Source organism: Kineococcus sp. GCM10028916, from assembly GCF_042674865.1.
Lineage (GTDB): Bacteria > Actinomycetota > Actinomycetes > Actinomycetales > Kineococcaceae > Kineococcus.
In genome coordinates this window covers 305145-324543 of record NZ_JBHTFM010000006.1, presented here as the reverse complement: position 1 = coordinate 324543, position 19399 = coordinate 305145, and the positions used below count along the sequence as shown (strand labels likewise).

At 73.8% G+C, this 19399-nt stretch carries 23 protein-coding genes; 15 read left to right on the top strand and 8 right to left on the bottom strand.

The genetic code is table 11. The features are described 5' to 3' along the window. Complete coding sequence (locus ACFQ46_RS08700) at positions 1-906, bottom strand: aminoglycoside phosphotransferase family protein (RefSeq protein ID WP_380259097.1); 906 nt, start codon at positions 904-906, stop codon at positions 1-3. Between the two features lie 166 nt (positions 907-1072). Here ACFQ46_RS08700 and ACFQ46_RS08695 point away from each other — a divergent pair, with 166 nt between their 5' ends. Together ACFQ46_RS08695 and ACFQ46_RS08690 are read left to right on the top strand one after the other, a co-directional pair. Continuing rightward, on the top strand, positions 1073-1468 hold the full coding sequence (locus ACFQ46_RS08695; RefSeq protein WP_380259096.1) for a hypothetical protein: 396 nt from the start codon (positions 1073-1075) through the stop codon (positions 1466-1468). A gap of 14 nt (positions 1469-1482) precedes the next feature. After that, complete coding sequence (locus ACFQ46_RS08690; RefSeq protein WP_380259095.1) at positions 1483-1959, top strand: GNAT family N-acetyltransferase; 477 nt, start codon at positions 1483-1485, stop codon at positions 1957-1959. 1 nt (position 1960) lies between these two features. Here ACFQ46_RS08690 and ACFQ46_RS08685 read toward each other — a convergent pair whose 3' ends face one another. Next, the gene (locus tag ACFQ46_RS08685) at positions 1961-2341 is read right to left on the bottom strand and encodes a VOC family protein (RefSeq protein ID WP_380259094.1); all 381 of its coding nucleotides are present in this window, start codon (positions 2339-2341) and stop codon (positions 1961-1963) included. Between the two features lie 121 nt (positions 2342-2462). On the opposite strand from ACFQ46_RS08685, the gene ACFQ46_RS08680 reads away from it, so the two are divergent. After that, positions 2463-3002, top strand: a complete 540-nt coding sequence (locus tag ACFQ46_RS08680; protein ID WP_380259093.1) for a DUF1697 domain-containing protein — start codon at positions 2463-2465, stop codon at positions 3000-3002. Then, positions 2999-3505 (top strand): DUF6328 family protein, encoded by a 507-nt coding sequence (locus ACFQ46_RS08675; protein ID WP_380259092.1) that lies wholly within the window; start codon positions 2999-3001, stop codon positions 3503-3505. The genes ACFQ46_RS08680 and ACFQ46_RS08675 overlap by 4 nt, the downstream gene beginning before the upstream one ends. Here the strand turns inward: ACFQ46_RS08675 and ACFQ46_RS08670 are convergent. From ACFQ46_RS08670 to ACFQ46_RS08650, 5 genes are all read right to left on the bottom strand, one after another. Beyond that, positions 3502-4503: an ABC transporter substrate-binding protein gene (locus ACFQ46_RS08670; RefSeq protein ID WP_380259091.1), complete on the bottom strand. Its 1002-nt coding sequence runs from the start codon at positions 4501-4503 to the stop codon at positions 3502-3504. The genes ACFQ46_RS08675 and ACFQ46_RS08670 overlap by 4 nt on opposite strands. Positions 4504-4523: 20 nt before the next feature. Continuing rightward, the gene (locus tag ACFQ46_RS08665; RefSeq protein WP_380259090.1) at positions 4524-4955 is read right to left on the bottom strand and encodes a GNAT family N-acetyltransferase; all 432 of its coding nucleotides are present in this window, start codon (positions 4953-4955) and stop codon (positions 4524-4526) included. Positions 4956-4971: 16 nt separating this feature from the next. Continuing rightward, positions 4972-6795 (bottom strand): thiamine pyrophosphate-requiring protein, encoded by a 1824-nt coding sequence (locus tag ACFQ46_RS08660; RefSeq protein ID WP_380259089.1) that lies wholly within the window; start codon positions 6793-6795, stop codon positions 4972-4974. Positions 6796-6846: 51 nt separating this feature from the next. Continuing rightward, positions 6847-7200, bottom strand: a complete 354-nt coding sequence (locus ACFQ46_RS08655) for a YtxH domain-containing protein (protein WP_380259088.1) — start codon at positions 7198-7200, stop codon at positions 6847-6849. Positions 7201-7263: 63 nt separating this feature from the next. Further along, complete coding sequence (locus ACFQ46_RS08650) at positions 7264-8385, bottom strand: aminotransferase class V-fold PLP-dependent enzyme (RefSeq protein ID WP_380259087.1); 1122 nt, start codon at positions 8383-8385, stop codon at positions 7264-7266. A gap of 70 nt (positions 8386-8455) precedes the next feature. Here ACFQ46_RS08650 and ACFQ46_RS08645 point away from each other — a divergent pair, with 70 nt between their 5' ends. The 11 genes from ACFQ46_RS08645 (at position 8456) to ACFQ46_RS08595 (ending at position 18427) form a co-directional block, all read left to right on the top strand. Next, positions 8456-9262: an NAD-dependent epimerase/dehydratase family protein gene (locus ACFQ46_RS08645; RefSeq protein WP_380259086.1), complete on the top strand. Its 807-nt coding sequence runs from the start codon at positions 8456-8458 to the stop codon at positions 9260-9262. A gap of 341 nt (positions 9263-9603) precedes the next feature. Beyond that, complete coding sequence (locus tag ACFQ46_RS08640) at positions 9604-10302, top strand: metal-dependent transcriptional regulator (protein WP_328292601.1); 699 nt, start codon at positions 9604-9606, stop codon at positions 10300-10302. Beyond that, positions 10299-11240, top strand: coding sequence for a ribokinase (locus ACFQ46_RS08635; protein ID WP_380259085.1), 942 nt, complete (start codon positions 10299-10301; stop codon positions 11238-11240). The genes ACFQ46_RS08640 and ACFQ46_RS08635 overlap by 4 nt, the downstream gene beginning before the upstream one ends. An 18-nt stretch (positions 11241-11258) precedes the next feature. Next, positions 11259-12260, top strand: a complete 1002-nt coding sequence (locus ACFQ46_RS08630) for a Gfo/Idh/MocA family protein (RefSeq protein ID WP_380259084.1) — start codon at positions 11259-11261, stop codon at positions 12258-12260. Between the two features lie 10 nt (positions 12261-12270). Beyond that, positions 12271-12708: a nitroreductase family deazaflavin-dependent oxidoreductase gene (locus tag ACFQ46_RS08625; RefSeq protein ID WP_328292598.1), complete on the top strand. Its 438-nt coding sequence runs from the start codon at positions 12271-12273 to the stop codon at positions 12706-12708. Positions 12709-12893: 185 nt separating this feature from the next. Beyond that, positions 12894-13307, top strand: a complete 414-nt coding sequence (locus ACFQ46_RS08620; protein WP_380259083.1) for a hypothetical protein — start codon at positions 12894-12896, stop codon at positions 13305-13307. Between the two features lie 40 nt (positions 13308-13347). Continuing rightward, complete coding sequence (locus ACFQ46_RS08615; RefSeq protein WP_380259082.1) at positions 13348-14022, top strand: histidine phosphatase family protein; 675 nt, start codon at positions 13348-13350, stop codon at positions 14020-14022. Further along, complete coding sequence (locus ACFQ46_RS08610; RefSeq protein WP_380259081.1) at positions 14022-14636, top strand: nucleoside/nucleotide kinase family protein; 615 nt, start codon at positions 14022-14024, stop codon at positions 14634-14636. Before ACFQ46_RS08615 ends, ACFQ46_RS08610 begins: the two co-directional genes overlap by 1 nt. 51 nt (positions 14637-14687) lie before the next feature. Next, on the top strand, positions 14688-16481 hold the full coding sequence (gene ggt, locus ACFQ46_RS08605) for a gamma-glutamyltransferase (RefSeq protein WP_380259080.1): 1794 nt from the start codon (positions 14688-14690) through the stop codon (positions 16479-16481). Positions 16482-16602: 121 nt separating this feature from the next. After that, entirely contained in the window at positions 16603-16983 is a 381-nt protein-coding gene (locus ACFQ46_RS08600; protein ID WP_380259079.1) for a hypothetical protein, read from the top strand. A gap of 46 nt (positions 16984-17029) precedes the next feature. Next, a complete protein-coding gene (locus ACFQ46_RS08595; protein ID WP_380259078.1) occupies positions 17030-18427 on the top strand; it encodes a threonine/serine exporter ThrE family protein in 1398 nt (465 codons plus the stop codon). On the opposite strand, the gene ACFQ46_RS08590 is transcribed toward ACFQ46_RS08595, so the two are convergent. Further along, positions 18411-19370, bottom strand: a complete 960-nt coding sequence (locus ACFQ46_RS08590) for an MsnO8 family LLM class oxidoreductase (RefSeq protein ID WP_380259077.1) — start codon at positions 19368-19370, stop codon at positions 18411-18413. The genes ACFQ46_RS08595 and ACFQ46_RS08590 overlap by 17 nt on opposite strands. Between the last annotated feature and the right edge of the window lie 29 nt (positions 19371-19399).

Sequence of the window (19399 nt, the reverse complement as noted above, 5' to 3'; positions counted from 1 at the left end):
TCAGACGTCCGGGGCCAGCCGGGCGGCGGTCTCGAGGAACGGGGCGGCCAGGTCCTCCGCACCCAGCGAGCGTGCGTACAGGCCGGTCGAGACCCGCTCGAGGAAACCCCACTCCCAGACGGTCTGCGGGTCCTGACCGGACTCCGTGGCCAGGGTCCGGCAGTAGCCGCGGAGCAGGTCCGCGGGGTCGCGCGCGGCGAGCAGTTGCGGGAACCAGTCGCGCAGCGCCACCCCGGGGTCGTAGGCAGGGTCGCCCGTGAAGCCGTCGGGATCGACGAAGACGACACCGAGCTCGGCGCCGCGTCGAGGTTCCGGGACGGTCAGCGTGTTCGCCGGCGCCGGGTCCCCGTGCAGGACGAGGGCGTGCTCGGGGTCGAAGGCCGCGGAGCGGCGCCGGGCGAACTCGAGGGCCCGCTCGAGCGCCGGACCCTCCCACCCGTCGATGCGGTCCGCCACGAACTCCAGCAGACCGGCCGCCTTGTCGAACGGTGCGTCGTGGTCTCCGGGGCGCTGCCACGCCGTCGGCAGCAACCGTCCCAGCCGCTCGATCTGCTCGCGGACCGGTCGCCCCGTCGTGGCCAGCGACGGGCCTAGGTGTTCCAGCAGCAGCGCCCGCTCGTCGTGGCGCAGCAGGCGCACGTAGCCCGCCCCGTCGGCCCGGGTCAGCACCCGCACGACGCGGTCGTCGTACAGACCCGGGACGGGGACCTTGAGGACGACCGTCGTGCCGTCCCCGGTCAGCGCGCGGGTGACGAACGCACCCGTCCCCCCGGCCAGCGTCTCGGTGACCCGGATCCGCCAGCGGTCCTCGAGCTCCGCGACGAGCGCCGGGAGCGCGGCGACCCAGTCGCTGCCCTGCGGGCCGGACTCGAGGGCACGAGCGACGACGACGTCCGGGAGTTCCACGTCCACGATCCTGCCGGACGTCGGGACGGGTTCACGCCGCCACCGCCCAGTCGCTCGCAACGGAGTTGGTCCCGCCGTTCTGCCGGGCCCTCCGACACGACCGCCCGGTCCGCCGGGGACGGGAAACGGCGTGGACCGGCCCGCGCCGACGTCGTAGCTTGGGCAGGTGGACGAGGTCGTGCGGCACGTCGAGTTCCGGGTCGCCGTCGAGGAGCTCGGGATCGGACGGCTGCCGACCGTCGAACCCGTCGTCGACGGTGTCCCGTTCCGCGAACTCATCGCATCGGACATGCACGCAGGGTTGGCCGATCTCGGCGTCCGCTGGCCCGCGCGGCACTTCCTCGGTGAGCCGGTCCTGGGCGCGGGTGGCCGGACCGGCGTCCTCGGCTGCACCTGCGGCGACTTCGGGTGCGGGCCGTTGACCGCCGCGGTCACGGTGACCGACGCGAAGGTCACCTGGTCGGAGTTCCGCGGCACGCCGGGCGACGGGGACCTGGGCGCGGTGCGGTGCGTGTTCGCCCGCCGTCAGTACGAGGCCGCGCTGCGGGCCACCGCGCTGTGACCTCCGACCGCGCTGTGACCGTCCGTCTCGCGGGACCCGGCGACTGGGACCTGCTGCCCGCGGTGGAGCGGGCCGCGGACGGACTGTTCCGTGACCTCGGCGTCGAGCTCCCCGACGACGTCTCGTCGGTGGAGGAGCTGCGCGCCGCGGAGTTCGTGCTCGTCGCCGGCGCGCCGCCGGTGGGTTTCGCGCGGGTCGAACGGGTCGACGGGCTCGCGCACCTCCAGCAGGTGTCCGTGCACCCCGCCGCCGCTCGTCGTGGGGTGGGGAGTTCTCTGCTGGCGGCGGTCCTCGACCGGGCCGCCGACCGGGGTTTCACCGGCGTCACGTTGACGACCTTCGCCGACGTCGCCTGGAACGGGCCGTTCTACCGTCGCCGAGGCTTCACGACCATGTCGGACCCCGGACGGGAACTCCTCGGGCACGTGGTGGCCGAGGAACCGCTGACCCGGTTCGGGCCCCGTGAGGTGCTGGTCCACCCGATCCGCTGAGTCAGTGGTCCAGGCAGAGGCAGAACGGGTGGCCGGACGGGTCGGCGTAGACCCGGAACCCGGGGTGGTCGCCGTCGTCCTGGACGGGGGTCGCGCCGAGGGCCAGGGCGTGCGGTTCGGTGCTCTCGTAGTCGGCGACCAGGAGGTCGAGGTGGAACTGCTGGGGAACCTCGCCGGCGGGCCAGGTCGGCGGGACGTGGTCGGGGGCCAGCTGGAACGCCATCGGGGCGCCGCCGTCGCCGCGGATCGTCACCCAGTCGTCGGCGGTGTCCTCCGGGTCGAGCTCCCAACCGAGCAGGCCCGCGTAGAAGGTGGCGAGGCCACGGGGGTCGGGGGTGTCCAGGACGACCATGCCGAGGCGGATACCGGTGGTGTCGGTCATGCGCCGAGCCTGACGCGACGGGGGCGTGCCTGTCCAGGGACGTGTTGCCGCCGGACCTGCACCCCGGCAGGGTGGGGGGCATGGACGGTCCGGACGTGGCGACCTCGGCGGGGGAGTCCTCGTGAGGTGGGTCGTCCTGCTGCGCGGGGTGAACGTCAACGGCGTGACGATCAAGAGCGCGCCGCTCTCGGCCGCACTGGGCCGGGCCGGTTTCACCGGGGTCCGTTCGGTGCTCGCCAGCGGCAACGTCACGCTCGTCGCGCCGTCGCAGGACCGGGAGACGGTGAAGGGTGAGGTCGAGGAGGCGCTGCGGGACGCGTTCGGCTACGACGCCTGGGTCGTGGTCCTGACCCCGGACCGCCTGGCGGAGATCGCTGCGGGGTACCCGTTCGCCCGCCACGACGACGTCGACCACCCGTACTGCGTCTTCGCCTCGGACCAGGGGCAGCTCGCGGAACTCGTGGCGTCGCACACCGCGAACGAGCAGGAGTCCGTGGCGCTGGCCGGCGACGTCGCGTACTGGCGCTGCCCCAAGGGCTCGAGCACCGACACCCCGTTCGCGAAGCTCGCTGCGGCGAGGCGGTGGAAGCCGGTGGTCACCACGCGGAACCTGCGCACAGTCGACAAGCTCGTCGCCGTCTCGACGGACGGCCGGTCGTGACCCCCCTCGATCCCGACGACCCCTACGCGGGACTGCGCAACGAGACCCCGACGGAACGGATGGACCGGAACTGGGTCGAGCTGCTGCAGGAACTCCGCGTCGTCCAGACCGGCGTCCAACTGCTCACGGGGTTCCTGCTGACGCTGCCGTTCCAGTCCCGGTTCGAGTCGCTGGACCGCTACCAGGTGACCGTCTACGTCGTGGTCCTGCTGCTGGCCGTCACGGCCGTGGTCCTGTTCATCGCCCCCGTCGGCTACCACCGGGCGCTGTTCCGGCAGCGCTCGAAGGAACGTCTCGTCGCGGCGGGCACCGCGTTCGCGAAGGCCGGGATGGCCACGGTGGGGGTCGTCGTGTCCGGCGGGGTGCTGCTGGTCGCGGACGTGATCGGCGGTCGTGTCGCCGGCTGGGTCGCCGGCGGCGCGGTCGCCACCCTCATCGTCGTGTGCTGGTACGTGTTGCCGCACAGGGTGTTGCGGCAGGTGCTGGCCTCCCGGGAGGGTTAGGCCAGCGCCGCCGCGAACTGCGGGACGAGGGCGTTCACGCCGTAGGGCACGGACAGGACGCTGTTGTAGGTCATGGCTCCGCGTTCGTCGACGCTGGGCAGCACGAGCCCACCGCGCTGCACGACCGGCAACTGCTGCAGGACGGGGTCGGCCTGCACCTCCGCGCGGTCGGCGTCGTCGGTCAGCACCACGAGCAGGTCGGCGTCGAGCAGGTCCAGACGCTCGGCGGAGAGGTCGATGAAGAAGCTGTCCCCGGTGTCCAGGGCGGCGACCGCCGGGGGCAGGACGAAACCGAGGTCGGCCATGAAGGCGCCCCGGGCGTCACCGGGGGTGAACACCCCGTACCTGCCCTGGTAGGGCAGGGCGACCAGGGCCGTCCGGCCGGCGAACTCCGGGTGGGCGGCCGCGGCGTCGGTGAAGGCCCCGTCGGCGGTCTCGACGAGGGCCTGTCCTTCCTCGCTCCGGCCCAGGGCGGCGGCGATGGTGAGCGTGTTCGCGCTGCGGTCGGTGCCGTAGTCGGTGCTCCCGACGGGCCGGGCCAGGACGGGGGCGATCCGGGAGAGCTGGTCGTACAACGCCTGGTCGATGCCGGAGACGAGCGCGAGGATCAGGTCGGGTCGCAGCGCCGCGATCTGCTCGACGCTGAACTCGGTGTCGGAGTCGATCTTCACGAGGTCACCCGTGAGCAGGTCCGCGGCCCAGGGGCCGAGACCGGTCTCGGGGTAGAAGGTGAATCCCGTGTTGGTGAGCGGTTGCCCGCCGAGGGCCAGCAGCGGGTCGGCGTCGGTGACCCCCAGCACCGCGACCCGGGTCGCGGGGGCCTCGACGACGGTCTCGCCGAAGGCGTGGCGGTAGCGGAACGGAAAACCGGCTGCGGTGGAGGCGGGTTCGGCGCCGTCCGCGGTGGACTCCGACGACCCGCACGCGGTGAGGGTGGCGCCGGCGAGGCTCAGGCCGGCGCCGGCGAGCAGGCGTCGGCGGTTCAGGAGAAGAGGCACGGACGGAGCTTAGCCTACCCTCACCGAGGTGGTCGCACCATGATCACATCGACGCCGTCCGTGTGGTCCTCGACGAAGCCGTGCCGCTCGTAGAGGCGACGGGCGTCGCTGCCCACGAGGACGTCGAGGAGCAGCGTGGTTCCCGTCCTGTCCGCCGCGGCAGTCACGTCCGCGAGCACCGCCCCGCCCTGCCCCGTTCCCTGCAGGTCCCGCGCGAGGTAGAAGTGCTCGATCCAGGTGCCCTCGGGGCTCGGCCGCACCGCGATCGAGCCGACGATCCCCTCCGGGCCGTCGAGCACCCGGGTGAACTCCGGAGCGAAGGAACCCAGGAAGTAGGCCCGGGCGCGGGTCGGGTCGAAACGCCCGACCCGCTCGAGGGACTCGCGCAGCACGTCCACCCGGAGTTCCGCGATCGCGGGACCGTCGGCGAGCCGCGCCGCTCTCCAGTGCACGTGGTGACCTCCGGAACTAGTCACCGGGCAGGTGCTTCCCCAGGGCCCGGGCCGCGGCGCCGATCGTCTCACGGACGCCTTCGACGACGATCCCCTTCGCCGCCGGGTCGCCCTTGAGCTGCGACTTCGCCGTCCCGAGGAGCTGGTCCAGGCTGACGTGCGGCGGGATCATCGGGACGTTCGGGTCGACCACGGCGTCGAGGACGTAGGGCCGGCGCGCCGCGAACGCCTCCTCGAGCACGTCGTCGACCTGGGCGGGGTCCTCGAGCCGCCGGCCTCCGAGACCCAGGAGTTGCGACCAGCCCGCGTAGGGGACGTCGGGGACGTCCATCGCGGCGTCGAAGGGGACCTCGCCCTGCAGGGCCCGCGCCTCCCAGGCGACGAACGACAACTGCCGGTTGCTGAGGACCACCACGACGAACCGCGGGTCGGACCAGGTCCGCCACCGCTGGGCCACGGTGATGAGTTCGTTGACCCCGTTCATCTGCATCGCGCCGTCGCCGATGAGGGCCAGCACCGGCCGGTCGGGGTGGGCCTGCTTCGCGGCGATCGCGTACGGGAGGCCACCACCCATCGACAGCAGCGTCCCCGACAACGAGGCCTGCATCGTCGGGCGCAGGTCGAGGTCGCGGGCGAACCAGCTCGTCGCCGTCCCGCAGTCCACGGCGATCTGGTGGTCGTCCTCCAAGCGGGACGACAGACCGCGGACGACGAGTTCCGGGTTCACCGGATCCGCCTTCGCCGCAGCGCGTTCCTCGCCCCACTCCCGCCACGTCGTGTTCCACCGGGTGATGTCGCGGCGCCACCCAGGGTCGGGTTCCGCCCCCGCCAGCATCGGCAGCAGGGCCTGCAGGGTGAGCTTCGCGTCCCCGACGAGGTTCACCTCGGTGGGGTAACGCAGCCCGCAGCGGGTTCCGTCGACGTCGATCTGGACCGCGCGGGCCTGACCGGGCGCGGGGTAGTACTCCGTGTACGGCATGGTGGTCCCGACCATCAGCAGGACGTCGCACTGCCGCATCAGGTCGTAGCTGGGGCGGGTGCCGAGCAGTCCGATGGACCCGGTGACCCAGTCGAGGGTGTCGTCGAGGACGGCCTTGCCCAGCAACGCCTTCGCGACCCCGGCCCCCAGGGCGTCGGCCACGGCGGTGAGTTCGGCGGTCGCCCCCAGCGCTCCGGCCCCGGCGAGGATCGCGACCTTCTTGCCCGAGCGCAGCAGTTCCGCGGCCTGTTCCAGCGCCTCCCGTCGGGGGATGCCGGGCAGCGACCCCGGTACGGCGGAGGTGTGGGTGAAACCGTGGGCGTCGGGAACCTCCAGGACGGCGTCGAGGTCCTGGACGTCGCTCGGGAGGATCACCGCGGTGACGGTGCGCCGTTCCAGCGCCGTGCGGGCGGCGCGGTCGATGGCGTGCTGCACCTGCTCGGGCTTCGTCACCTGGAAGACGAACTCCCCGGCGACGTCGCCGTAGAGGCGCACCAGGTCGAGTTCCTGGTAGTAGGAGGTGCCCAGGGCGGCCGTCGCGGTCTGACCCACCAGGGCCACCACGGGGACGTGGTCGAGCTTCGCGTCGTAGAGCCCGTTCAGGAGGTGCACGGCACCCGGTCCGGACGTCACGGCGGCGACCCCGAGGGGCGAGCCGCCGAACTTCACGTCCGCCGTGGCCGCGAAACCCGCCGTCTCCTCGTGCCGGACCTGCACGAACTCCGCGTCCCCGGCCTCGACGGCGCGGCCGACGGCGGAGATCACCCCGCCGATCCCGTCGCCGGGGTAGCCGTAGAACCGTCGGGCGCCCCACTGCCCCAGACGCGAGACGACGTGGTCACCGACCGTGGGAGAACTCATGCCCCCACTGTCGGCGCCACGTCGTCACGTCGCACCCGGAACTCCGCGGAACTAGTCCGTCGGCATGCGGGTGTGGTGCTGCTCCCCGAGGGGAGCGTCACTGCTGTCGTCGCTGCTGCTGCTGCTGCTGCTGGTGCTGCTGTCGCCGCTGCCGCTGAACTTGTCCTTCACGGAACCCGCGACGGAACCGGCGGCGGCGCCGACCTTCTCCTGGGCCAGCGAACCGGCCTGCTTCGCGAGGTCGCCGGCCTTGTCCTCGAGGTCACCGACCCGGGACTGGACCTTGGGGTTGCCCCACAGGCGGCCGACCGCCGAGGCGATCTGGTCGTAGCGTTCCCGGCCCGCGCGAGCCCCGAGCACGTAGCCCGTGGCCCCGGCGGCCAGGAAGATGATCTTGCCCTTCACGTCGTACCTCCTCGATGCGTGGAATCGGCACCCACTCTGGCAGCGGTGCCCGCCGGGCGCGCGTCAGGAACGGCGCAGCAACGCCCGGGCCAGCGCGTCGACGTCCTCGTCGGTGGTGTCGAGGTGACCGCTGACCCGCAGGGTCGGCGTCGTCATCTCGCCCGGGGCCCGTTCGGGACCGACGTAGGTCGTGACGATGCCGTCGCGCGCGATGAGTTCGGCGCGCAACCCGGCCAGGTCGATCGCCTCCCGCGGGCGCAGCGTGACCGTCGCGGAGGGTTCGTCGAGGTCCTCGACGACCTCCCACGTCCCGCTGAGCTCGTCGGCCAGGCGTCGCCGCGTCCGCGACCCGAGGGCCGCGAGCCCGGCGTGCACGGCGGCCGGACCGAGGGCGACGTGCTCGGCGACCGCGGTGGCGAACCCGACCCGGCCCGCGACGTGCGCCTCCGCCTGCTCCAGCCCGCCCATCCGGTCCGCGAGGTCGCCGCGGACCGCGACGAAACCCACCCCGCGCGGGCCGGCCAGCCACTTGCGCGAGGTCCCGTAGACCACGTCGACGTCGGTGGCGCCGGTCGTGTCGACGTGCCCGAAGGCCTGGGCGGCGTCGACGACGACGGGCACCCCCGCCGCGCGGGCGAGCGCCGCGACCTCCGCCACCGGCTGCACCGTCCCGACGTGGCTGCCGAGCCAGGTCAGGTGGAGCAGGTCGGGACGGTTCGCGGCGAGGGAGGCCTCGAAGGCGGCGGGGTCGAGGCGGTGCGGGCCGGCGACCTCGCTGGTGCCGATGCCGAGACGGCGCAGGACGGTGAGGTTCGGGCCGTACTCGCCCCGGGCGTGGGCGACGGTGACGGGCAGGTCGCCCGGCCAGCCCAGCAGCACCTGACGCCACGCGTCCTCGGCGCTGTGCACGAAGGCGACGATCCCCTCCGCCCAGCCGAGCAGGTCGAGGACGTGCCGGCGGGTCGCGTCGAGGAGGTCCGAGACCTCCTGGGCGGCGACGTAGCCGCCGCGCTCGGCCTCGCGACGGGCGTGCTGGGCGGTCGCGTCCAGCACCGCCCAGCTGCTGCGGCCGGCGGCGGCGGAGTCCAGGTGGAGCGTCGTGCGTGGGGGGCGGGTGCGTCGCCACGCCGAGGAGAGGTCGGGTGAGAGGTCGGAGGTGGGTGCGTCAGGAGCGTCGGGAGCCACCCGGGGATCCTGGCACCGTCGGGCGCGCGGTGACCGGGAACGCGCTTTCCGCACTGGCTAGGCTGCCGCCGTGGCACAGAGAGAGCAACGACTGCTCATCACCGGGTCGAACGGGGTCGTCGGACGCATGCTCACGGCGCGGCTCGCGCGCGAGGGGCGCCGACTGCGACTGCTGGACCTCGACCACGACCCGGACTTCGTGCCCGCAGGCGCCGAGGTCCTGACCGGGTCCGTCGTCGACCGCGAGCTGGTGGCCCGCGCGGTCGACGGCGTCGACGCGGTCGTCCACCTCGCGGGGATCCCCGGGGAGGACACCTGGGAGCGGATCCTCGAGGTCAACGTCCACGGCAGCTGGGTGCTGCTCGACGCCGCCCGGGCCGCGGGGGTCCCGAAGGTCCTGCTCGCCTCCAGCAACCACGCCGTCGGGATGGCCCCGACCCTGGACGCCGGGGCCGACCTGGCCGTGGACGCCATCGCGCCGCCCGACTCCTACTACGGGTGGAGCAAGACGGCGGTCGAGTCGCTGGGCCGGCTGTTCGGCGCGCGGACCGGTCTCGACGTCCTCGCCGTGCGGATCGGCAGCTGCTTCCCCGAACCCAACGGGGAGCGGGCCCTGGCGACGTGGATGTCGCCGGACGACGTGGCCCGCCTCGTCGAGGCGTTCCTGGTGGCGCCACCCGCGGGGTACCGCTGCATCTGGGGCGTCTCGGACAACACGCGCCGGTGGTGGTCCCTCGAGGAGGGCCGGGCGATGGGCTACGAGCCCGTCGACGACGCCGAGGGCTACGCGGGGTCGGTGCCCGCCCTGAACTCCGTCAGCGAGTGGCTGGGCGGGAGGTTCCCGGAGCACCCGCTGGGAGAACCGATGGAGTTGTGACAGCAGGGCCGGCCGGAGGGGTGGGCCGAGCGCGCCGGCGGGCGCGGATCCGGACGGCGGCCACCGCACCCCAGGCCAGCGCCAGCACGAGCGCGGCCCCGGCGTCGAGGGGGCGGCCCCGGCCGAGGGCGGCACCGGCGGCCACCAGCAGGGCGAGGCTCAGCACCACGTCGGCGACGTCGATCCACGGTCGGCGCACGGTCGCTCCTCTGCTCCGTCGGTGCTGCTCCGGTGGTCCTCCGGCTGACCGGTCCACTGTAACCACGTTTTCGGCGCACCGAACTCGGAACCGCCGACCTGCTGCGACCCTGCCCGCACACGCCGGGTGGCAAGCTTTCCCCGTGCCCCGCCCCTCGACGACCGCTGCGGCCACCCCGGCGGCCGAGGACTGCCTCAAGACCGTCTACGCGGCGGGGGAGTGGTCCGACGCCAAGATCACCCTCTCGATGCTCGCGACGAGCATGGGCGTCTCGCCGTCCACCGCCTCCGAGGCCGTGCGCAAGCTCACCGACGCGGGCCTGCTGAGCCACGAGCGCTACGGCGGGGTCGAACTCACCGCCGAGGGCCGCCTGCGCGCCCTGGCCGTCGTCCGCAAGCACCGGCTGCTCGAGACCTTCCTCGTCGCCGACCTCGGCTACTCCTGGGACGAGGTCCACGAGGAGGCCGAGGTCCTGGAGCACGTCGTCTCCGACCGCCTGCTCGACCGTCTCGACGCCCGCCTCGGCCACCCGGAACGCGATCCGCACGGGGACCCCATCCCGCGTCCCGACGGGACCGTCCCGCAACCGGGCGCGCACAACCTCTCCGACGTTCCCGAGGGCGGCACAGGCGTCGTCGCCCGCATCTCCGACGCCGACCCGGACGTCCTCCGCTACTTCGCCGAACTCGGCATCGGTCTCGACCTGACGCTGGAAGTGCTGCACCGCAGGGAGTTCGCCGGAACCACCGTGGTCCGGGTGGGCGAGGGGCGCGACGTCGACCTCGGCGACCCGGCCGTCGCCGCCATCTGGGTCCTCCCCGTCCGTCAGGAGCACGCGTGAGCATCAGCTACGACAGCCACGGCAAGCCGCACGCCGAGAAGACGCACGACGTCACCGTCGTCGGCAGCGTCAACGCCGACCTGGCGATCCGGCTCGACGAGCTGCCGCCCGCCGGTCAGACCGTCCGCGGCTCCGACGCCGAACGCGGGCTGGGCGGCAAGGGCGCCAACCAGGCCGTCGCCGCCGCCCGCCTCGGGCGCAGCGTCGCGATGGTCGCCGCGCTCGGCGACGACGACGAGGGACGCGGCCTGCGTGCGGCGCTGGCCGGCGAAGGGGTCGACGTCGAGCACGTCGCCGCGCTCGACGTCCCGACCGGGGTCGCCGTCGTGCTCGTGCACGGCGGGGAGTCCACGATCGTGCTCAGCCCCGGGGCCAACGACCGGATGGACGAGACCCGCGTGCAGGCCGCCGCCGAGGCCGTCAGCAGCGCCCGCGTCGTCCTCCTGCAGTGCGAGGTGCCCGACGAGGCCCTGCTCGCCGCGGCCCGGCTGTGCACCGGTCTGCTGGTGCTCAACCCCGCCCCCGCCCGGCCGTTGCCGGCCGAGCTGCTGGCCCGCGCCGACCTGCTCGTGCCCAACGCGGGTGAACTCGCCGTCCTCGCCGGCGAGCCCACCGCCCGCGACGTCGAGGGGATCGTCGCCCAGGCCCGTCGCGTCCGGCCCGCCGGCACCACGATCGTCACCCGCGGTGAGCACGGCTCGGTCGTCATCACCCCGGGCGGGCACGCCGAGGTCGCGGCCGTCCGCGCGGACCTCGTCGACGCCACGGCGGCGGGCGACAGCTTCGTCGCGGCGCTCGCGGACGCCCTGCTCGACGGGGCCGGTCTGCTCGACGCCGCGCACTGGGCGGCCCGCGTCGCCGCGGTGACGGTGAGCCGCGCGGGTGCGTCGCAGTCGCTGCCGCGCAAAGCTGACGTTCCGCAGGAGACACCTGCCTGAGGTTCGAGGGGGAGACACGTGAGCGTCGGCTGGGGTTTCGTCGGGACCGGGGGCATCGCCCGCACGGTGGCCCGTGCGCTGGAGCTCGCTCCGGGGGGCCGGTTGGTGGCCGTCACCTCCCGTGACCTCGAGCGGGCGGAGGGGTTCGCCGCGGACCAGGGGACGGGGATCAGCGCCTACGACGACGTGGACGCCATGCTCGCCGACCCCGCCGTCGACGCCGTGTACGTGGCGACGACCCACCCGCAGCACCACGCCCCGGCCCGGGCGGCCCTGCTCGCCGGCAAGGCCGTGCTCGTGGAGAAGCCCATGACCGTGAGCCTCGCCGCCACCCGCGACCTGCTCGACCTGGCCCGCGAACGGTCGGTCTTCCTCCTCGAGGCGTACTGGACGCGGTTCCTGCCCGGGACGATCGCGCTGCTGGAGACGATCGAGCGCGGGGACGTCGGCGAGGTGCTCGGGGTGCACGCCGACTTCGGCTTCCCCGCTCCCGACTCCCTCACCCGCTTCCACGACCCGGCCATCGGCGGCGGGTCCCTCTTCGACCTCGGTCCCTACCCGGTGGGCCTCGCGCTGACCCTGCTGGGGACCCCGGACCAGGTGCAGGTCGCCGGGTCGCTGGGGCCGACGGGGGTGGACCGCCAGGTCGCGCTGGCGCTGGGGTTCCCCTCCGGCGCGATCGCCGCGCTGTCGACGACGATGGCCGCGCGGACCCCGTCCAAGGCGTGGATCGAGGCGAGCGAGGGCTGGATCGAGGTCCACCCCGTGCTGCCCGCGGCGCCGGGTTTCACCGTGCACCGCAGCGGCCTCGACGGCACCGAGCACGTCGAGGTCCACGACCACACCGTGGCCGACGGGCACCGCTTCATGCTCGAGCACGTGCACGAGTGCCTGGCCGCCGGTCTGACCGTCAGCCCGCTGCTGTCCCCGCAGTTCAGCCTCGACCTGGCCGGCGTCTTCGAGGAGGCCGTGACGCGGCTCGGGGTGGCCCGCGCGGCGGAGCTCACGGGCACCGATTAGCCTGCCGCACATGCCGTTGACTGGTGAGTACGAACCGAGTCCCGAAGCCTGGGTGCGCGAGCAGGTCGAGAAGTACGAGGCCTCCGGCGGTCAGGAGGCGGGCGACCTGCGGGGCATGCCCGTCGTCGTCCTGACCACGAAGGGGGCGAAGTCCGGGAAGCTGCGCAAGCAGGCCCTGATGCGCGTCGAGCACGACGGACGCTACGCCGTCGTGGCGTCGCTGGGCGGCGCCCCGAAGCACCCCGTCTGGTACCACAACATCGTCGCGACCCCGCTGGTGGAGCTGCAGGACGGGGCGGTCAGGCGGGACTACACCGCCCGCGAGGTCACCGGCGACGAGAAGGCGGTCTGGTGGGAGCGTGCCGTCGCGGCCTACCCCGACTACGCCGACTACCAGCAGAAGACCGACCGGGAGATCCCGGTCTTCGTGCTCGAGCCGGTGTCCTGAAGCCCACGTGAGCCCCACGTGAGCCCCACGCGAGCACAGCGTGAGCGGATCGTCCGGGTGGCCCATCCAGGGGTCACCCGGACGTCCACTGCTCCATCCGGGTGACTGACCCTCAGGTCGATCATGGCCCCGGGTAACACTGGGAGTCACACAGCAGACACCCTGGGCTACGAATGGAGACGGTCATGCGAATCGGAACGGTGACCTCGGCACCCGCGGTGCGCAACGCGTCCCGCCTCGACGGCACGGCGGGCATCACCCCCGTCCAGCGGATCAGCCCGGACTGGGTCGACGAGGACCCGTTGGACGAGCTGACCCAGTCCGACCGCACCCTGCTCGGCCACCTCTACGGGCAGGACGAAACCGGGGTCGCGCACGAGATCGGTTCCACCCAGGTCTCCTCCCTGGCCCGCGAGATCAACCGCGAACGCGCGGCCGGCATGGTCTCCGACCAGCGCGACCTGACCGCCGAGGACCTGCGCCGCATGATCGGGCGCATGACCTTCGCGGCCAAGGAGCCCGTCCCGGTCGAGGTGCAGCTGCGCCTCATGACGATGCTCAACGGCAGCACCCAGGGGCGCCTGGACGTCGTGCTCTGAGGGGTGCTCCGAGGGTTCTGTCGCTCTGAGAGGGTGAGGCGTGCGCCTCTACCTCGTGAGACACGGTCAGACCTCCTCCAACGTCGAGCACCTCCTCGACACCGCCGTACCCGGTGCGGACCTCACCGCCCTGGGGCGCGACCAGGCCGCCGCGCTGGTGGACCTGCTGGGGGAGCAGGGGATCGGTGCCATCACGGCCTCGACCCTGGTGCGCACCCAGCAGACCGCGGCCCCCCTCGCCGCCCACCTCGGCCTCCCGGTGCAGGTCGCCGACGGTCTGCGCGAGGTCCAGGCCGGCGACCTGGAGATGCTCGGCGACGAACCGTCGGTGATGCGCTACCTCGGCGTCGTCGGTGCCTGGCTCGAGGGCGACCTCGACGCCGCCGAACCGGGCGCGGAGGACGGGCACGCGTTCTTCGCCCGCTACGACCGCGCCGTGCTCGACGCCGTCACGGCCGCCCGCGCCGCCGGGGTCGACACCCTCGCCCTCGTCAGCCACGGTGCCGCGATCCGCTGCTGGGCGGGCGAGCGTGCGCTGAACCTGTCCGCGCAGTTCGTCATCTCCACCGGGCTGGAGAACACCGGGGTCGTCGCCCTGACCGGGTCACCCGAGGACGGCTGGACCTGCGAGAGCTGGATGGGTGCCGTCGTGGACGCCGCCGCCGCCGAGGCGGCGGGCGAAGGTCCCGCCGCCGAACCGGGGACGGTGTTCTGATGGACCTCGCCGACCTCGTGGAACGTGCCCGTTCGATGACGACGGGACCGCGCCGCGTGCTGGGCCTCGTCGGAGCGCCCGGTTCGGGGAAGTCCACCCTCGCCGCGCAACTGGCCGCCGCCCTCGGACCGCAGCTGTGCGTCGTCGTGCCCATGGACGGCTACCACTACGCCAACGTCGTGCTCGAAGCGCTCGGCCGCCGCGAGCGCAAGGGAGCCCACGACACCTTCGACGCCGGCGGGTACGTGTCGCTGCTGCGGCGGCTGCGCTCCGGCGAGGAGGCCGTCGTGCACGCTCCGGAGTTCCGCCGCGAGATCGAGGAACCGATCGGCTCGGCGCTGCCCGTGCCGCGGGAGGTGCCCCTGGTCATCACCGAGGGGAACTACCTGCTGCTGCGCGAGGGTCCGTGGGCCGCGCTCGAAGGACTCCTGGACGAGACCTGGTTCGTCGACCCGGGGGAGACCCTGCGTCACGACCGGCTGATCGCCCGCCACGTCGCCTTCGGCAAGGACCCCGACGCCGCCCGCGCGTGGGCCCTCGGCAGCGACGAGGCCAACGCGCGCGTCATCGCCGCCACCCGGGACCGCGCCGACCTGGTCGTACCGACCTTCTGACCCGTCCGGTTCCGGTGGCGCGGCTGTGGGGTTGCTGAGAGGGTGCGCGGCATGCGACGTCGCGCTGGTGCTGCCGTGGTGTTCTCCGCCGTCCTGACGTTCGGGTTCGTGAGCCCGGCGCACGCCGGCTCCCCGCCCCGGGAACCGCTGGCCACCGGGTTCGGGGGCGCCGTCGCGAGCGTCGACCCGGACGCGACGGCCATCGGCCTCGACGTCCTGCGACGGGGCGGGAACGCGGTGGACGCGGCGATCGCCACGGCTGCCGCGCTCGGGGTCACCGAACCGTACTCGGCGGGCGTCGGGGGTGGGGGCTTCCTGGTCAGCTACGACGCGCGCACCGGGACCGTCCACACCCTCGACGGCCGCGAGACCGCTCCCGCCGCGATGACGCAGGACGCGTTCCTCGGGGCCGACGGGAAACCCCTGCCCTTCGCCGACCTCGTGAACTCCACCCTGTCGGTCGGCGTCCCGGGAACTCCCGCCACCTGGGAGCGGGCGTTGGCCGACCAGGGCACGATGAGCCTCGCCGACGTCCTGTCCGGGCCGCGGTCGCTGGCCGAACGGGGTTTCGTCGTCGACCAGGAGTTCCACGACCAGACCGTCGAGAACGCGCAACGGTTCCGCGACTTCACCTCCACCGCGCAGTTGTTCCTCGCCGACGGCAACGCCCCCCAGGTCGGTGACGTGTTCACCAACCCTGACCTGGCCCGCACCTACCAACTGCTCGCCGACCAGGGTTCCGGGGCGTTCTACGGCGGCGAGCTCGGCCGCGCCGTCGTCGACACCGTCGCCGCGCCGCCCCTCGCCGACGGCGTCACGCGCGAGGTCCTGCGCGGCGGGATGACCCTCGACGACCTGACCTCCTACCAGGCGCGGCAACGGGTCCCGACCCACGTCGTGCACCAGGCGCCCGGCGCCGGCGGACCGGTCGACGTCTACGGCACGCCCGCCCCGAGTTCCGGTGGCACCACCGTCGGCGAAGCGCTGAACGTGCTCGACGCCGTCGACGCCCAGCGCGGAGCGACCTCCGACCCCGTCCAGTCCGAGCACCGCAAGCTCGAGGCCGCGGCGCTCGCGTTCGCCGACCGCAACCGCTACGTCGGTGACCCCGACGTGCAGGACGTGCCGCAGTCGATGCTGCTGTCCCCGGAGTTCGCGGCGCAGCGGGCCTGTCTCGTCGACCCGGGCTCGGTGCTGCCCCGGCCGGTCGCGCCCGCAGAGGGGTGCACCACCGCTGGGACGGGAACCCCCGAACCCTACGAGGGGACGTCCACGACCCACCTCGTCACCGCGGACGCCGCCGGGAACGTCGTGTCCTACACGTTGACCATCGAACAGACCGGAGGTTCCGGGATCGTCGTGCCCGGGCGCGGGTTCCTGCTGAACAACGAACTCACCGACTTCTCCGCCGCCCCGGCGGTGGCGGACCGACCCGACCCGAACCTGCCCGGCCCGGGCAAGCGACCGCGGTCCTCGATGGCGCCGACGATCGTGCTGAAGGACGGCCGTCCCTTCCTCGCCGCCGGTTCCCCGGGTGGGGCGACCATCATCGGGACCACGCTCGGGATCCTCGTCGACCGCCTCGACCGGGGGGTCGACCTGCCCACGGCCGTCGCGAACCCGCGGGTCTCGGAGCAGAACGGTGCCGCCACCTCCGCCGAGCCGGCCTACGTCGACTCCCCGCGGGGTCAGGCGCTGGCCGCGATGGGCCACGTGTTCACCCCCACCGAGGAGATCGGCGCCGCGGTCGCGCTGGAGTTCCGTGCCGACGGCAGCGTGCAGGCCGTCGCGGAACCCGTGCGCCGCGGAGGCGGAGCCGCCGGGGTCGTCCACCCCCTGGGGTGAGCACACGACCTCCACACCACCTCCAGGTGATCGGACGACGGATCGTGCAACGGGTCGAGGGTGCGGTGCGTCCCACCCTCGACCGCACGACCGTGCGGTCGATCGACCAGGAGGTTCGACCATGGCCCGCCGCACCACCGCACTGCTCCTCGCCGCGCCGGCCCTCGCCGTCACGATCGCCGCGATGACGACCGGGTCGGCCAGCGCGGACACCACCAGCGCTCCGGCCGAGATCAGCACCGCCGTCACCACCAGTCCCGCCGTGGCCGGGGTGTCCGCCTCCGACTACTCCGTCACCGACGTCCGCCTCGCCGACAGCGACCCCACGTGGGCCGCCGCGCAGCTCACCCCCACCGCGGCCGGAGCCGACGTCCTCGACCCCGCCACCGTCGTCCTCCAGCAGGTCGACGGCACCTGGCAGGTCGTCGACCTCGGCACCGCCCAGGTCGGCTGCGGACTGGTGACCCCGGCCGTCGCGGGGGAGCTCGCCCTCTCCTGCTGATCTCCTGCTGAGGCCGCCGGGGCCGGGGGTTCGATAGCGTCGGCGCGTGCCTGCGCTGCGAACCGTGCGACACCTGCGTGCCCGGTTGGCGGACCTCATCGCGGGTGAGTCCCTGCCCGACCCCGAGCCGCTCGTCGAGGGTGGACTGACCCGGTCCGAGGCCCTCGAGGTCCTCGACGCCATGGCGCGGATGGCCGAGGCCCTGCTCTCCGCAGGGGCCTCCGCCGCCGACGTCACCGCCCTGACCCTGCGCGCCGCCGACGGCGCCGGCCTGCAGCACACCCAGGTCGACATCACCTTCACCGCGGTCATCGTCTCCACGGCCGGTGACGACCGGCAGCCGCTGACGGCCGTCCGCGTCGTGAAGGTCCGCGCCAACGACTACTCGCGGCTCTCGGCGCTCTACGACCTCGCCCACGCCGCCGCCGACGGCCTGGCCCCCGACGAGGTCGACACCCGGCTCAAACGGCTGCTGACCCAACGCCGCCCCTACCGACCCTGGATGTCGGGGGCGGGAGCGATCGGGCTCGCCGTCTCCGTCGCGGTGCTGCTCGGGGGGAGCTGGGCCGTCGCCGTCGGTGCCGGCCTCGTCACCACCGTCCTGCAGCTCGTCCTCGCCGCCCTGAACCGGCGCGGGCTGCCCGCGTTCTTCCAGCAGGTCGCGGGGGCCGGGATCGCCACCGGGTTCGCCCTCGCCCTGCTCGAGTGGCAGCCCTACCTGCCCGACTGGATCGGCCAGCTGCCACCCTCCCTCGTCGTCGGGTCGGGGATCGTCGTGCTCCTCGCCGGGCTGTCCCTCGTCGGCTCCGCCGAGGACGCGATTTCCGGGTTCTACGTCACCGCGGGCGCCCGGGCCTTCGAGACGGTGCTGCTCACGACGGGCCTGGTCCTCGGCATCGCCGGCGTCCTCGACCTCGGCCAGCGCGCCGGCATCTCGCTCAGCCTCAGCTTCTCGGCCGCCACGTCGACCCCGTTCCTCGTGCAGGTGGTCGCCGGCACCTGCGCCGCCGTGGCGTGGGCCGTCTCCGGCTACGCCGACGGCCGGGCCGTCGGGCTGGCCGCCCTGGCGGGGGCCACCGCGACAGGCACCTCGGGTGCCTGCGTGCTGCTCGGCATGGGACCGGTGGCCGCCGCCGGGGTCGCCGCGCTGCTCGTGGGGTTCATGGCCGAGGGCACCGCCTGGCGCTGGAACGTCCCCGGCCTGGTGGTGTCGATCTGCGGGATCGTGCCGCTGCTGCCCGGTCTCGCGATCTACCGGGCGATCTTCGCGATCGTGGGCGGAGGGACGTCGGCCGGACTCGCCCAGCTCGTGACCGCCCTGGGGACGGCGCTGGCGCTCGCCGCCGGGGTCACGCTTGGGGAGTTCTGCTCGCAGCCGCTGCGCCGCGAGTTCGACCGCATCGAGCGTCGTGTCCGCCGGCGCAGCCTCAACCGCCAGTTCTGAGGCGGGCGAGCAGACGGGCGAGGCGGGTGTCGGCCTCGGCCTCGGCCGCTTCGTCGTGCACCGTCGTGCTCGTCATCAGCTCGACCGCGCCGGTCCGCTGCACGAGGTCCTGCAGGCGGTCGAGGACCTCGGCCTCGTCGCCGTGCACCGTCGACGCGAGGTTCCGCTCGACGTCGGCGCGTTCCCGGGCGCTGAGCTGCGCGGCGGCGGCCTCCTCGGGGCTGGGCAGGGCGCCGAACTCCCCGCGACTGCGGGTGCGGGCCAGGGCCACCGCCTGCGGCAGCAGCTCGCGCCGGGCCGCCGCCACGGAGTCGGCGACGAGCACGTCCACGGAGAGCGTCACCCTGGCCCGCCCCGGCGGGGAGGTGGCCCGGTAGCGGTGCAGCGGCTCGGGATCGGTGAGCACCGGCCCCGCCACGACCACCGGCAACCCGGCCCGGGCGGCGATCTCCAGCCCACCGCCCGTCGCGAGCAACCACACCGGCGGGGGCGGGACCAGCGGACGCAGGGTCACCGGACCCCGCCCGTGCAACCAGTCGAGCAGCTCCGCGAGGCGGTCCTCGAAACCGTCCGCGCTGCTCACCCCCAGCGCCCGGCGCACGGGCGCCGTGAAGCCCACCGACCGCCCGACCCCGACGTCGATGCGCCCCGGGTGCAGCGCCGCCAGGGTCGCGATCTGCTCGGCGACCACGAAGGGGGTGTGGTTGGGCAGCATCACCCCGGCCGTCCCGACCCGGATCCGCGACGTCACCGCCGCGACGGAGGCCATCAGCACCGTGGGCGCGGAACCCACCACTCCGGGGACGGCGTGGTGCTCGGCCACCCAGAACCGGTGCAGGCCGAGCTGCTCGGCCCGCCGGGCCCGGCGCAGCGTCGCCTGCAGCGCGTCGGCGTCGGAGCGGCCGGTCCGGGTCCGCGAACGGTCCAGCAGCGACAGCAGCACGCCCTCAGCAGACCACGCGTGTGCCGCCG